The organism is uncultured Sulfitobacter sp., assembly GCF_964021855.1.
Taxonomy (GTDB): Bacteria; Pseudomonadota; Alphaproteobacteria; order Rhodobacterales; family Rhodobacteraceae; genus Sulfitobacter.
Genome location: NZ_CAXHZD010000001.1, coordinates 756,529 through 770,185 on the forward strand (window position 1 = coordinate 756,529; position 13,657 = coordinate 770,185).

A 13,657-nucleotide genomic window follows, 5' to 3' on the forward strand; every position below is an offset into this window, starting at 1 on the left:
AGGTCGCTCAACATTTGTCAACAAGTGTTGACATGAGGCGCATGCGTCCCTACCTCCATTGTCAACGATTGTTGACTTATGGGGAAAACACATGTCCAACACGGCACTTATCACAGGCGCATCTTCTGGCATTGGTCGCGAATTTGCGCGGTATCATGCGGCGAAGGGGGGTGATTTGATCATCACAGCACGTCGGGGGAACAAGCTTAACGAACTAAAGGACGAACTTGAGAACAAGCACGGCATTAAGGTGAAAACGATACCGCTTGATTTAGGGGCGCACGGGGCAGCCAAGGCGCTTTATGATGCCACACAGGGTGCGCAGATTGATATCTTGATCAATAATGCCGGTTTTGGCGGGCATGGTACATTCTTGGACCGCGGACCTGAGGCAGACATGAGCATGCTTGATCTCAACGTCGCGGCGTTGGTGCAGCTGTGTCACTTGGTTGGCAAGGATATGGTCGCGCGCGGCAGTGGCAAAGTTCTGAACGTCAGTTCGACCGGGGCGTATCAACCCGGACCATTACAGGCGACGTATTTTGCGACCAAAGCTTTTGTGAGTACCCTTTCCCCCGCGCTTGATTTTGAATGGCGTCCCTACGGGGTGACCGTCACGACGCTAGAGCCCGGATTCGTTGATACGGAGTTTGCACAATCGGCCGCGATGGATCAGCTGTCGATGACACAGGATAATCCCGCAGCGCCCGAAAATGTCGCCAAGTTCGGCTATGATGCCATGCTGAAAGGTAAACTGCGGGTTATTAATGATCGGAAAATGCGGTTCATGTTGAACTGGCTCGTTCCACTTTTGCCGCGCCGCATGGTGATGAAAATGGTTTATGACATGCAGACGAAATAAGGCGTTATGGGCGGCGGATATTTCGCGTCGGCGAACAAGATGCGACGTATATAGATGCCGCAATGGCCCTGCATAGGTGGCCATTGCGGCATTGTATCAGAGCGTGCTGATTGGCAGAGCCTAAGGCGAGGTTACGCTAGACCGCTTAGCAAGAGCGCTTCTACCCCTTCCCGACATTCTCCTCGAACGCGACCTTGAACGCCTCTTGCTGGTCGGGCTTGGCGTCTGTCTGATAGTTGGCTTTCCACTCATCCATAGTCATGCCGTAAAACAGCTCGCGGGCTTCTTCTTTGCCCATCTCGATGCCGCGTTCATTTGCGGCTTCTTGATACCAGCGTGACAGGCAGTTCCGGCAAAAACCGGCGAGGTTCATCATGTCGATGTTCTGCACATCGGTGCGGTCTTGCATCAGGTGGTGTTGCAGGCGGCGAAATGCGGCGGCTTGCAATTCGATCTCGGTCTGTGTGGGCATGATGTCTCTCCTGTTTGAGATCAAATTTGGGTTCGGGCCAGCATGGTGTCAAGGATAGGCCCTGCGGCACCGGCGGTCAGATCATGGCGCAGTTCGCTGGAAAAGGCGATGCCGGTCATATTGCTGAAACCATTTGCCGTATAATTCCGGGTGTTGGGTATGCTGGCCCGCGTCGTGCGATTGATGTTATCGCTAACGCATTTACTATCCACTCTGAGCGATACCCGTGCTAAAGAGGGGTAAGTTTGGATGAATTTGGGGCCGATGACCGGCCCAACTGACGAAGGAAGACGTAGAGTATGAAACGCACACGCAATGTAAAAGTAGTCGCTACTTTGGGGCCTGCCTCTGATACCCACGAGATGATCTCGGCTTTGCATGCGGCGGGTGCGGATGTGTTTCGCCTGAACATGAGCCACGGCAGCCATGATGAAATTCGGGTCAAGCACGACATTATCCGCCAGATCGAAAAGGAAACCGGATCGACCATCGGTATTCTCGCCGATCTTCAGGGCCCAAAGCTGCGCGTTGGTGTGTTTGCAGGCGACAGTGAGCTGTTGGTCGAAGGCGCACCCTTCCGGTTGGACCTGGACGAGGCCGAAGGCAATGCAAGCCGCGTATGTCTGCCCCACCCCGAGATTTTCGCGGCGCTGGAACCCGGCGCGAGCCTTTTGGTTAATGACGGCAAAATCCGTCTTAAGGTAAAAGACTGCGGTCCCGATTTCGCCAACTGCGAAGTGGTGATCGGGGGCGTGATTTCGAACCGCAAAGGTGTGAACGTGCCGGATGTGGTGCTGCCCCTTGCCGCGCTTTCCGACAAAGACCGGGCCGATCTTGAGTTTGTTTGCGATCTGGGTGTCGACTGGCTTGCGCTTAGCTTTGTGCAGCGCCCCGAAGATGTTCTTGAGGCGCGCGAGCTGGCCAAGGGGCGGGCGGCGCTATTGTCCAAGATCGAAAAACCATCTGCCGTTGCCCGTTTTGAGGATATTCTTGAGGTCAGCGACGGCATTATGGTCGCGCGCGGTGATCTGGGGGTCGAACTGCCGATCCAGAACGTGCCACCGATCCAGAAACGTCTGGTTCGCAAATGTCGCGCGGCAGCAAAGCCGGTGATCGTCGCAACGCAGATGTTGGAATCGATGATCGAAAGCCCCATGCCCACCCGCGCCGAAGTGTCGGACGTGGCGACCGCGATCTATGAAGGGGCCGATGCGGTCATGTTGTCGGCAGAATCCGCGGCTGGATCGTATCCAATTGAAGCGGTCCGCACGATGGACAACGTCGCCACCGAGGTCGAGCTTGACCCGACATATACGCAAATCATCGAAGCATCGCGTGCCGCTGACCGTATGACCGTCGCGGATGGTATCGTTGCCGCCGCCCGAGAGATTGCGGAAACCACAAATATCAAGGCGATCTGCTGCTTTACCCAAAGCGGCACAACTGCCCTGCTGATTGCCCGCGAACGTCCACGGGTTCCAATCATCGCGCTCACGCCGCTGGCCAAGACTGCGGGCCGGCTCACGCTCAGCTGGGGCACCAATTGTATCGTTACCGAACGGCTTGACCGGTTCAAAAAGGCTGTGGTCAGCGCCGTGCGTGCCGCCCGGGACGAGGGCTATGCCAAGCCGGAAGATATGGTGGTTGTGGTGGCGGGCGTGCCATTCAACGTCGAGGGGAGCACAAACATCCTGCGCGTCGCGCCTTGCGATGAAAGTTTGATTTTCAGCGCTGATCCGGACTAATCTGCGCCATCAGGTGAAACGAATTCGGTAAGGGCAACTATTCCATGGACACCGATCTTGCTTTGGTTCTGGGTCTTGCCCTTGCTGTGCTGTCGATCCCATCCATCGTATCGGCGTTTGCCGACAGCCGTCCGCCGCGCGTTTCGATCGTAACGGTGGTCATCGCGGCGGGTTTGGTTGTATACGCTTTCCTTGCCCACCCCGACGGGTACAGCCTGAGCGATATTCCCAATGCGATCGTGAACGTGATCGCCCGGTATAAATTCTGGTAACGCTTTTCTGCTTGCCATATTTCCCGGTCCGACCTATACGCCAGCTTCGTTCCGCGCGTCCGGCCCACGTGGCATGCCGAGTCGCGCATCTACCGAACTCAAGTCAAGGAGACGGAAATGCCCAAGATGAAGACCAAGTCGAGCGCTAAGAAGCGCTTTAAAGTATCGGCGACCGGTAAGGTCATCGGCAGTCAGGCCGGCAAACAGCACGGCATGATCAAGCGGAGCAACAAGTTCCTGCGCAACGCACGTGGCACGACAGCATTGTCTGCGCCAGATGCAAAGATCATCAAGGGCTTCATGCCCTACGACCGCTAAGATAGGAGAGCCGATATGTCCCGTACAAAAGGTGGTGTCGTCACCCACGCCCGTCACAAAAAGGTAATTAAAGCAGCCAAAGGTTACTATGGCCGCCGCAAGAATACCTTTAAGGTCGCGCGTCAAGCCGTCGACAAAGCAAACCAATATGCAACCCGCGACCGTAAGAATCGCAAGCGCAACTTCCGCGCATTGTGGATCCAACGGATCAACGCTGCTGTGCGCAGCTATGACGAAGCGCTGACATACAGCCGCTTTATCAATGGTCTGTCCCTTGCAGGCGTCGAAGTAGACCGTAAGGTTCTGGCCGATCTGGCCGTGAATGAACCAGACGCGTTCGGTGCAATTGTTAAGCAAGCACAAGACGCACTGGCCGCGTAAGCGCCTTTCGCCTCTTAGGAATACCAAAACGCCGCTCCGGTCTCGGGGCGGCGTTTTACGTTGTGGGGCTGGGGTTTTTGCCGCGCCGCCTTGTATTCGGGCGCAATTCTGGTAGCACCAGCTCGAACATAAGACATGAGGCCGATATGGACGACCTGAAAGCGAAATATCTGGGCCAGATCGCTGGTGCCGCCGACGAAGCAGGGCTGGAAGACATCCGTCTGGCCGCCGTGGGTAAAAAGGGCGAAGTCGCGTTGAAAATGCGCGAGCTGGGCAAAATGACCCCGGAAGAACGCCAGACCGTTGGCCCCGCGCTGAATGCCCTCAAGGACGAGATCAACTCGGCCATTGCTGCCAAAAAGGCCGCCTTGGGCGATGCCGCGCTGGATGAACGTCTGCGCAGCGAATGGCTGGACGTGACATTGCCGAGCCGTGGCACGCGTCAAGGCACTATCCACCCCGTCAGTCAGGTGACGGAAGAAGTGACCGCGATCTTTGCTAACTTGGGTTTCTCGGTCGCCGAAGGGCCGCGCATTGATACCGATTGGTATAACTTTGACGCGCTGAATATCCCCGGCCACCACCCCGCCCGCGCCGAGATGGACACATTTTACATGGCCCGCGCCGAGGGCGACAACCGCCCGCCGCATGTGTTGCGCACGCATACCAGCCCCGTGCAAATCCGCACGATGGAGGCCCAAGGCGCGCCCCTGCGCATCATCTGCCCCGGAGGTGTGTACCGCGCCGATTACGACCAGACCCACACGCCGATGTTTCATCAGGTCGAAGGTCTGGCGATCGACAAAGACATCTCGATGGCGAACCTGAAATGGACGCTGGAAGAATTCTTTGCCGCGTTCTTTGAGGTCGACGGCATCAAAACCCGTTTCCGCGCCTCGCACTTCCCCTTCACCGAACCATCGGCCGAAGTCGACATCCAGTGTTCATGGGTCGACGGTCAGCTGCGCATTGGCGAAGGTGACGATTGGATGGAAGTTCTGGGCTCCGGCATGGTCCACCCCAAGGTGCTGCAAGCAGGCGGGATCGATCCGGCTGAATGGCAGGGATTTGCCTTTGGCATGGGCATAGACCGCATCGCGATGCTGAAATACGGCATCCCCGACCTGCGCGCGTTCTTTGATTCAGATCTACGCTGGCTGCGCCACTACGGCTTCGCCAGCTTGGATCAGCCTAACTTGCATGGTGGCTTGAGCAGGTAAGCAACACCCGCGTTATTGGAGACCTTGAAGTGAAGCTTTTTCGTCATAGTAACCGCGAGTCATCAGATGCCAGCCGAACCGTCTATGCGCGGTTCGAACTGGTCTACACCTTCGTTGATTTCATGGCTGCGTTTTGCTTCATTATCGGCTCTATTCTGTTCTTTTTCGAGACAGAGCAGATTCCCGCAACGTGGTTTTTTCTGATCGGGTCATTTCTGTTCGCGGCCAAGCCGACATTGCGGTTGATGCGTGAAATCAAGCTGTATCGGATGGGCGATGTCAAAGACCTTGCCAAGCGAGCCGAGTAAGACCGCCGCAGATTTGACGGGTTTGGTGATTTTCAAAATTGGGCTGCTTTCATGATCCGCTGGCTGTTGTGTGTCTTCCTTTTACTGCAAACTCCCACTGCCCCCGCCACCGCCCAAACCTGCGGCGGCGACATCCCCTGCAAACTCGACAATCGCGAATATAACATCCTGCTGCCCGATGATTGGGACGGCACTTCCCCCCTTCCGGTGATGATGCATTTCCACGCCTTCCTGCGGCGCGGCAAGACGGTGGTGAACCATCCGCGTATCGGTATTGAAACCAGACCGCGTGGGGTCATGCTCATCGCGCCCACCGCCCAAAATCGGGCGTGGCGGTTTTGGCAGGATGATCCTGCCGACATCGACTTTGCAGATGCGGTGTTGGCCGATGTGGCGGCGCGCTATCCGGTGGACCAAAGCCAGATATACATCTCGGGGTTTTCATTCGGGGCGGCGATGGCGTGGCGTTATGCCTGTGCGCGGGGCGACCGGATTGCCGGGTTGATGACCATGTCGGGCACAATCCCGCAAGCGACCCCGTGTCCTAACCCGCCCGATCAAGTGCGCCATGTGCATGGGTTGAAAGACATCTGGATGAGCTTGCCGCGCGGTCCCGGCCATGATGCCACCAACGCGGTTGCCCTGTGGCGCAAAACCTTTCGCTGCGGGCAGGGCCGGATAACCCAACATTGGCTGATCCGCGCCAATACCGAAGCGACGAACATCGTCTGGGATCAGTGCAGCCAGGGCCGCAAGGTGACGCTGGATGTGCATACCGGCGGGCATTTTATTCCCGAACATTGGCTGGGCACGCAATTGGATGATCTGATGGCGCGTGAATGACGCGCTAACCGCATTGAACCCGCGCAGATTAAGCGGTACGCCCTAGCCCAAGCATTTGCACGAGGATTGACCCGATGAAATTCACACTCTCTTGGCTAAAGGATCATCTCGACACCACGGCGTCGGTTGATGAAATCACCTATGCGCTGACCGATCTGGGCCTTGAAGTTGAAGGCGTTGAAGATCGTGGTGCCAAGCTGGCGGATTTTACCTTGGGCTATGTGAAGTCAGCGGAAAAGCACCCCGATGCCGACCGTCTGCGCGTGTGTCAGGTTGAAACCGACGAGGGCGTTCAGCAGATCATTTGCGGTGCCCCCAACGCCCGCGAAGGCATCACCGTGGTTGTGGCCAAGCCGGGCGTTTATGTGCCGGGTATTGATACAACGATTGGTGTTGGCAAAATCCGTGGCATCGAAAGCTTTGGCATGATGGCGTCCGAGCGCGAGCTGGAGCTGTCCGAAGAACATGACGGCATTATCGAATTGCCATCGGGCAATGTCGGCGATCGCTTTGTCGATTGGCTGGCTGAAAATGACCCGGCCAAGGTTGATCCTGTGATCGAAATCGCGATTACCCCGAACCGCCCTGATGCCTTGGGCGTGCGTGGCATTGCGCGCGATCTGGCGGCTCGTGGTTTGGGCACGCTGAAAAAACGCGACACCCCCGCGGTCGAGGGGACATTTCCCTGCCCGGTCACAGTGTCCATCGACGAAGATACGTTGGATCAATGCCCCGTCTTTTACGGTCGTGTGATCCGCGGCGTTAATAACGGCCCGTCGCCCGAGTGGCTGCAAGACGCGTTGCGCGCCATTGGCTTGCGCCCGATCTCGTTCCTTGTCGATGTGACCAACTTTTTCACTTATGACCGCAACCGGCCTTTGCACGTCTTTGACGCCGATAAAATCGCGGGCAACACATTGCGCGTTCACCGTGCCAAGGGTGGCGAGACTTTGATGGGTCTGGACGACAAAGAATACACATTTACCGAAGGCATGACGCTGATTTCTGACGCTGAAAAGGTCGAAAGTATTGGCGGTGTCATGGGCGGTGCCGAAACCGGCTGTTCCATGGACACCGTGAATGTGTTTGTCGAGGCGGCTTATTTCGATCCGGTCCGCACGGCGTATACGGGCCGCGCGCTCAAGATCAATTCGGATGCGCGGTACCGGTTTGAACGCGGGATCGACCCTGAATGGACACCCTACGGGATCGAACATGCCACGCGGATGATCCTTGATATCGCGGGCGGCGAAGCGTCCGAGGTCGTGGTGGCAGGCAAGGTGCCTGACTTCTCGCGCGCCTATAAGCTGGATGCCGCGCGGGTGCAGTCGCTGGTGGGGATGACCATTTCCGAGGCAGATCAACGCAAGACGCTGACCGCGCTTGGCTTCCGTCTGGAAGGGAACATGGCGCACGTGCCCAGCTGGCGCCCCGATGTTCAGGGCGAGGCTGATCTGGTCGAGGAAGTCGCACGCATTGCGTCGCTGACCAAGCTTGAAGGACGCCCCTTGCCGCGTCTGACAACTGGCATCCCGAAACCGATCTTGTCGCCTATGCAGCGCCGCGAGGCTGCGGCCCGCCGTGCCTGTGCCGTGTTGGGCTATAATGAATGCGTTTCCTACAGCTTTATCGATCAACCCTCTGCCGCGCTGTTTGGTGGCGGTACCGACGAAACCCGTCTTGAGAACCCGATCAGCAACGACATGAGCCACATGCGTCCGGCTTTGCTGCCAGCGCTGTTGCAGGCCGCTGCGCGCAATCAGGCGCGCGGTTTCCCTGATATGGCGCTGTTCGAGGTTGGCCCGGTGTTCACGGGTGGCGAACCTGGCGAACAACACATGCAGGTCAGCGGTGTTCTGATCGGGCGCACGGGCCCCAAGGACGTGCACGGCGCGTCCCGGCCCGTTGATCTGTTTGACGTCAAAGCTGATGTCGAGGCTGTGCTGTCGGCCATCGGTGCGCCTGCCAAGGTTCAGATCAACCGCAATGGCGCTGAATGGTGGCATCCGGGGCGTCATGGTCAAATCTGCCTTGGCCCGAAAAAGGTGTTGGGCGTGTTTGGTGAAATCCACCCCCGCGTATTGGCCGCTTTGGATGTGAAAGGCCCCGCAATGGGCTTTACCATCTGGCCAGCCGAGGTGCCTATGCCGCGCAAATCAGGTGCAACACGTCCGGCACTGAAAACCAGCTCATTGCAAGCCGTTGAACGCGATTTCGCCTTTGTGGTGGATGCCAATGTCGATGCGATGACGTTGGTAAATGCCGCAATGGGCGCGGATAAGGCGCTGATCGACGACGTGCGCGTATTCGATGAATTCATCGGCGGGGCGTTGGGCGAGGGCAAGAAGTCCCTTGCGCTGACCGTGCGGATGCAGCCGGTCGAGCAAACCTTGAAAGATGCCGATATCGAAGCAGTCGGTGCCAAGGTGGTCGAGAAGGTCACCAAAGCCACCGGCGGTGTGTTGCGCGGATAACGGGGAGAATTGATATGACCTTAACTGTATATCTATCCGGTGAAATTCACACCGATTGGCGTGATCAGATTATCAAAGGTGCCGCCGATCTGGATGTCAGCTTTGACAGCCCGGTGACGGATCATGCCGCCAGTGACGATTGCGGCGTGGCCATCATGGGGGCCGAAGCGGACAAGTTCTGGCATGATCGCAAAGGCGCGCAGCTGAACGCGATCCGCACGCGCAAGGGCATTGAAATGGCCGACGTGGTCGTTGTGCGGTTCGGCGATCAATACAAGCAGTGGAACGCGGCGTTTGATGCGGGATATGCTGCGGCCTTGGGTAAATCATTGGTCATCTTGCATGGCCCAGATCACGCCCACGCGCTGAAAGAGGTGGACGCCGCGGCCTTGGCTGTTGTCCAGGAACCGGCGCAAGTTGTTCAGATCTTGCAGTACGTGTTAACCGGAAAACTCCCCAATTAAGCCCTTAAGTGGGGTGAAATTGCCATTAAGCGTATAAATTACGCGATTTTGCGTGTTTTTCGAAAATAAATGCTCGTAATTGGTGCAACCTGTGCTAACGGGCTGCCACGCGTGGTTAACACACGTAAAAGCTTACGCTTAAAATAACATGAGGGACATACTATGCTTCAAGAATTCAAGGACTTCATTGCCAAGGGCAATGTTATGGATCTGGCCGTTGGTATCATCATCGGTGCCGCATTCACCGCGATCGTAGGCTCGCTGGTAAGCGACCTGATCAACCCGATCATCGGTCTGGTTTTGGGTGGTGCAGACTTTACCAGCCTTTATACTGTTTTGTCGGGTGACGTACCTGCAGGCGTCGGCCTTGATGCCGCACGCGAAACAGGCGCTGCGATCTTTGCTTATGGCGCGTTCATCACTGCATGCATCAACTTCCTGATCATCGCATTTGTTGTGTTCATGCTGGTCAAAGCCGTCAACAAACTGAAAGCTTCTGCCGAGGCACCAGACGATGTTGCACCAGAAGTCGACACCGGCCCATCCGAGCTGGACGTGTTGCTGCAAATCCGCGACTCGCTGGCCAAGACCAAGAAGTAATTCTGTCTTACCCAATGAACCAAGAAAGGCCCGCAGTCACTTGCGGGCCTTTTGCATTAAAGAGGGTATCAGTTACCCCGCTATGGCTTCGTCGGCGGTGATGCTGCCCATGCCAAGCGCTTCGGCGACGGCCGCATAGGTCAATTGACCCGCGTGAACGTTCAACCCCGCCTTAAGGTGCGGATCGTCTGCGCAGGCTTTTTTCCAGCCCTTATTTGCCAGTGCCAGCATGAACGGCATCGTCGCATTGCCAAGGGCAATCGTTGATGTCCGCGCAACGGCACCGGGCATGTTGGCCACGCAGTAATGCATGATGCCGTTGACCTCATAAATCGGGTCATGGTGTGTGGTGGCTTTGGAGGTTTCAAAGCACCCCCCTTGGTCAATGGCCACATCAACCAGCACGGCACCGGGCTTAAGCTCGGACAGTTGCGCGCGGCTGATCAGTTTCGGTGCGGCGGCACCGGGGATCAGGACGGCACCGATAATCATGTCTGCCTCGCGGGCCAGTTCAATCGTGTTGCCAGCAGACGCATAAGACGTCTTAAACGTGCCACCATAGATATCATCCAGATACCGCAAGCGGGGCAGGGACCGGTCGAGCACGGTAACATCCGCGCCCATACCCGCCGCAATCCGCGCCGCATGGGTGCCCACAACGCCGCCGCCGATGACAACGACCCGCGCGGGGCCAACGCCCGGAACGCCGCCCATCAAAACGCCGCGACCGCCATTGGCCTTTTGCAAGGTCCATGCGCCAACCTGCGGTGCCAAACGGCCCGCAACTTCGGACATGGGGGCCAGCAAGGGCAGGCCGCCACTACGGTCAGTGACAGTCTCATAGGCGATGCAGGTCGCACCAGAGGCGATTAGGTCTTTGGTTTGATCGGGGTCGGGGGCAAGGTGCAGATAGGTGAACAGAATTTGCCCCTCGCGCAGCATCTTGCGCTCGACCGCTTGGGGCTCTTTGACTTTCACGATCATATCCGCGTCTGCGAAAATCTCGGCGGCGGTGGCGATGATCTTGGCGCCTGCCTCGATGTAATCGGCATCTTCGAAACCGGCACCAGTGCCTGCGCCAGTTTCGATGATAACCTCGTGGCCATTCTTCACGGCCTCGAACGCGGCATTTGGCGTCATGCCAACGCGAAATTCCTGTGGCTTGATCTCTTTCGGGCAACCGATTTTCATGGGTTTTGTCCTGTGTGGGTGAGTCTATGCGGCAAAATACGCCCGCTAAATTGAAATTAGGCACCGATTATGGGTCGCCTTGAGGTCATAAATTGGAATAATCTGTCGCAAAATTTGGATTAAGTGAGAAAGTATTGCGCGCATGAGCCTTGATGACATTGATCGCCGTATTCTGACCGCCCTGCAACGCAAGGGGCGGATGTCGAACTCGGATCTATCCGAGCAGGTGCACCTGTCGCCATCTGCCTGCCACCGGCGCGTTCAAAGCTTGGAAAGCGAAGGGTACATCCAAGGGTATGTCGCCCTGCTGAACGCGCGCAAGATGGGTGTGCCGACCACTGTCTTCGTTGAAATCACCCTGCAAGGGCAGGCGGACGAGGTGCTGGATGCCTTTGAAAAGGCCGTGGCCCGGATACCTGCTGTGCTTGAATGTCATCTGATGGCGGGGTCGGCTGATTATCTGCTTAAGGTGGTTGCCGAAAACACCGAAGATTTCGCGCGCATCCACCGTCAGTTTCTGGCTCGCTTGCCCGGCGTCGGGCAGATGCAATCCAGCTTTGCGTTGCGGACTGTCTGCAATACCACGGCGTTGCCCGTGTGAATAAGACGCGTTGATCTGGATCAACGCCCGGCGTCAGGCGTTCCCTTAAAAAGACGGCGTACTCTAAGGGAGAAAAGCAATGATCGAGGTCCAATCTGGAACGCAGGAAAACCTGCTAGAGGTGCATATGAAGGCACCGATTACTGATAAAGATTATAGTGACGTTTTGATGCCAGCGATGGATGCCGCGCTGGCCAAGGGTGAAAAGCTGAAGATGTTAGTGGTGATGAACGCCGATCTGACAGACTTTACCATGGGCGCGCTTTGGGATGATGCGAAAATGGGCATCGGCAACTGGAGCGGCTTTGAAAGAATTGCCATCGTGACCGCGAACACCGCGATGACACGTCTGGTACGCGCGTTTTCAATTTTGATGCCATGCCCCGTGGCGGTATTTGGCAAATGGCACGAGGACGACGCCCGCCTGTGGCTGTTCGAATCGCTGGGTGCCATTCACCAGACCGACTTGGGTGGCGGCGCGCTGCATGTCGAACTGCTGGGTAAAATCGATGCGGATGTATATGCGTCCGAGACCGAAGACCTGAACGCCTTTATCCGCAAGAGCGACCGCTTTCGTTTACTGTTGGACATCAGACGTTTTGATGGCTGGCAGGGGCTAAGCGCGATGGCTGCGCATTTCCGGCTGGTGCGGGACCATGTTGGCCAATTGGACCGTGCCGCAGTGGTGGGCGATTCAAAATGGGAAGCAATGGTCGTGCAGATCGTCAAACGCTTGATTGGCAAAGACGCGCGGTATTTCGACAAGAACGACTTTGAAGCGGCCCAAGCCTGGATCACCGCTGACTGAACCGCGTTAGGCAAAATAAAACCCCCGGCACCTAGTGGTATCGGGGGTTCGTATTCTTATGCGTCGCTTGGTATGATTTACATCATGCCTTCGCGTTGCAATTTTTTCCGCGCCAGTTTCCGGGAACGGCGGATCGCTTCGGCTTTCTCGCGTGCTTTTTTCTCGGAAGGTTTCTCGAAATGCTGCTTAAGCTTCATTTCACGAAACACACCCTCGCGCTGAAGTTTTTTCTTCAGGGCGCGCAGCGCTTGATCGACGTTGTTATCGCGAACACTAACCTGCATGTGGTTTTCACCACCTTTCTAGTTTGAAGTTGCAAGGATTTGCAGGAAGTGGCCATATAGCAAGCACGACCTATATTGTCTAGTGCCAAGCCATTGACCGCACAGGAGGCCCGCCATGACCGAAATCAGCCAAAACCCCAAAGAACAACTGCTGGACGCCGCATTGATGCATGTCCCCTTTGATGGGTGGTCGGAAACCACATTTCAAGCGGCCATTGCCGATACAGGCATCGATTCGACGGTCGCCCGTGCTGTGTGCCCCCGTGGATCGGTTGATTTGGCGGTTGCCTATCACAAGCGGGGCGATGCCCTGATGATTGACCGGATGAACGCCGAAGACCTGAGCGAGATGAAGTATCGCGATAAAATCGCCGCGATGGTGCAGTTCAGGCTCGAGGCAGTAACCGACAAAGAAGTGGTGCGCCGTGGGACAACCTTGTTTGCCCTGCCGCAACATGCATCCGACGGGGCCAAACTGGTTTGGGGTACCTGTGATGCGATCTGGGATGCTTTGGGCGATACATCCGATGATGTGAATTGGTACACCAAGCGCGCAACGCTCAGTGCGGTGTATTCGTCGACCGTTTTGTACTGGTTGGGCGACACCAGCGACGGGCATCAGGCCACGTGGGAGTTTCTGGACCGGCGCATCGATAACGTGATGCAGATCGAAAAGGTAAAGGCGCAGGTCAGAAACAGCCCAACCCTAAGCAAGCTGCTGACCGGGCCGAACTGGTTGCTATCCCATGTCAAAGCGCCATCGCGCGTGCCGAAGATGGATTTGCCGGGCAGTTGGACCAGCCCGCGCCGCTAG

17 protein-coding genes are annotated in these 13,657 nt (G+C 56.8%); 14 read left to right on the forward strand and 3 right to left on the reverse strand.

The window, feature by feature from the left end; all coding sequences use genetic code 11:
• Positions 1-91: 91 nt before the first annotated feature.
• On the forward strand, positions 92-862 hold the full coding sequence (locus tag AADJ11_RS03705) for an SDR family oxidoreductase (protein WP_341233203.1): 771 nt from the start codon (positions 92-94) through the stop codon (positions 860-862).
• Positions 863-1,022: 160 nt separating this feature from the next.
• On the opposite strand, the gene AADJ11_RS03710 is transcribed toward AADJ11_RS03705, so the two are convergent.
• Positions 1,023-1,334 (reverse strand): DUF1244 domain-containing protein, encoded by a 312-nt coding sequence (locus AADJ11_RS03710; protein WP_341233204.1) that lies wholly within the window; start codon positions 1,332-1,334, stop codon positions 1,023-1,025.
• Positions 1,335-1,633: 299 nt separating this feature from the next.
• Between AADJ11_RS03710 and pyk the strand changes: the two genes are divergently transcribed.
• From pyk to mscL, 10 genes are all read left to right on the forward strand, one after another.
• Positions 1,634-3,079, forward strand: a complete 1,446-nt coding sequence (pyk, locus tag AADJ11_RS03715; protein WP_341233205.1) for a pyruvate kinase — start codon at positions 1,634-1,636, stop codon at positions 3,077-3,079.
• 44 nt (positions 3,080-3,123) lie between these two features.
• A complete protein-coding gene (locus AADJ11_RS03720; protein WP_341233206.1) occupies positions 3,124-3,351 on the forward strand; it encodes a hypothetical protein in 228 nt (75 codons plus the stop codon).
• Positions 3,352-3,468: 117 nt separating this feature from the next.
• The gene (gene rpmI / locus AADJ11_RS03725) at positions 3,469-3,669 is read left to right on the forward strand and encodes a 50S ribosomal protein L35 (protein WP_008228149.1); all 201 of its coding nucleotides are present in this window, start codon (positions 3,469-3,471) and stop codon (positions 3,667-3,669) included.
• Positions 3,670-3,684: 15 nt separating this feature from the next.
• Complete coding sequence (gene rplT, locus AADJ11_RS03730; RefSeq protein ID WP_093916655.1) at positions 3,685-4,050, forward strand: 50S ribosomal protein L20; 366 nt, start codon at positions 3,685-3,687, stop codon at positions 4,048-4,050.
• Positions 4,051-4,196: 146 nt separating this feature from the next.
• Positions 4,197-5,270 (forward strand): phenylalanine--tRNA ligase subunit alpha, encoded by a 1,074-nt coding sequence (gene pheS / locus AADJ11_RS03735; RefSeq protein ID WP_341233207.1) that lies wholly within the window; start codon positions 4,197-4,199, stop codon positions 5,268-5,270.
• A gap of 29 nt (positions 5,271-5,299) precedes the next feature.
• Positions 5,300-5,578 carry a YrhK family protein gene (locus tag AADJ11_RS03740; protein ID WP_341233208.1) on the forward strand — a complete coding sequence of 93 codons (279 nt, stop codon included), beginning with the start codon at positions 5,300-5,302 and terminating at the stop codon, positions 5,576-5,578.
• Between the two features lie 51 nt (positions 5,579-5,629).
• Complete coding sequence (locus AADJ11_RS03745; protein WP_341233209.1) at positions 5,630-6,421, forward strand: polyhydroxybutyrate depolymerase; 792 nt, start codon at positions 5,630-5,632, stop codon at positions 6,419-6,421.
• A 74-nt stretch (positions 6,422-6,495) separates the two neighbouring features.
• Complete coding sequence (pheT, locus tag AADJ11_RS03750) at positions 6,496-8,895, forward strand: phenylalanine--tRNA ligase subunit beta (RefSeq protein WP_341233210.1); 2,400 nt, start codon at positions 6,496-6,498, stop codon at positions 8,893-8,895.
• 14 nt (positions 8,896-8,909) lie between these two features.
• The gene (locus AADJ11_RS03755) at positions 8,910-9,359 is read left to right on the forward strand and encodes a YtoQ family protein (RefSeq protein WP_341233211.1); all 450 of its coding nucleotides are present in this window, start codon (positions 8,910-8,912) and stop codon (positions 9,357-9,359) included.
• Positions 9,360-9,521: 162 nt separating this feature from the next.
• The gene (gene mscL, locus AADJ11_RS03760; RefSeq protein WP_341233212.1) at positions 9,522-9,959 is read left to right on the forward strand and encodes a large conductance mechanosensitive channel protein MscL; all 438 of its coding nucleotides are present in this window, start codon (positions 9,522-9,524) and stop codon (positions 9,957-9,959) included.
• A gap of 72 nt (positions 9,960-10,031) precedes the next feature.
• Here the strand turns inward: mscL and ald are convergent, their stop codons facing one another.
• The gene (gene ald, locus AADJ11_RS03765) at positions 10,032-11,150 is read right to left on the reverse strand and encodes an alanine dehydrogenase (RefSeq protein WP_341233213.1); all 1,119 of its coding nucleotides are present in this window, start codon (positions 11,148-11,150) and stop codon (positions 10,032-10,034) included.
• A gap of 142 nt (positions 11,151-11,292) precedes the next feature.
• Between ald and AADJ11_RS03770 the strand changes: the two genes are divergently transcribed.
• Positions 11,293-11,751: an Lrp/AsnC family transcriptional regulator gene (locus tag AADJ11_RS03770; protein ID WP_093916662.1), complete on the forward strand. Its 459-nt coding sequence runs from the start codon at positions 11,293-11,295 to the stop codon at positions 11,749-11,751.
• 79 nt (positions 11,752-11,830) lie between these two features.
• The gene (locus AADJ11_RS03775) at positions 11,831-12,559 is read left to right on the forward strand and encodes an STAS/SEC14 domain-containing protein (RefSeq protein ID WP_093916663.1); all 729 of its coding nucleotides are present in this window, start codon (positions 11,831-11,833) and stop codon (positions 12,557-12,559) included.
• A gap of 77 nt (positions 12,560-12,636) precedes the next feature.
• Here AADJ11_RS03775 and rpsU read toward each other — a convergent pair whose 3' ends face one another.
• Positions 12,637-12,843 carry a 30S ribosomal protein S21 gene (gene rpsU, locus AADJ11_RS03780; RefSeq protein ID WP_005851231.1) on the reverse strand — a complete coding sequence of 69 codons (207 nt, stop codon included), beginning with the start codon at positions 12,841-12,843 and terminating at the stop codon, positions 12,637-12,639.
• A gap of 115 nt (positions 12,844-12,958) precedes the next feature.
• Here rpsU and AADJ11_RS03785 point away from each other — a divergent pair, with 115 nt between their 5' ends.
• Positions 12,959-13,657, forward strand: coding sequence for a COQ9 family protein (locus tag AADJ11_RS03785; RefSeq protein ID WP_341233214.1), 699 nt, complete (start codon positions 12,959-12,961; stop codon positions 13,655-13,657).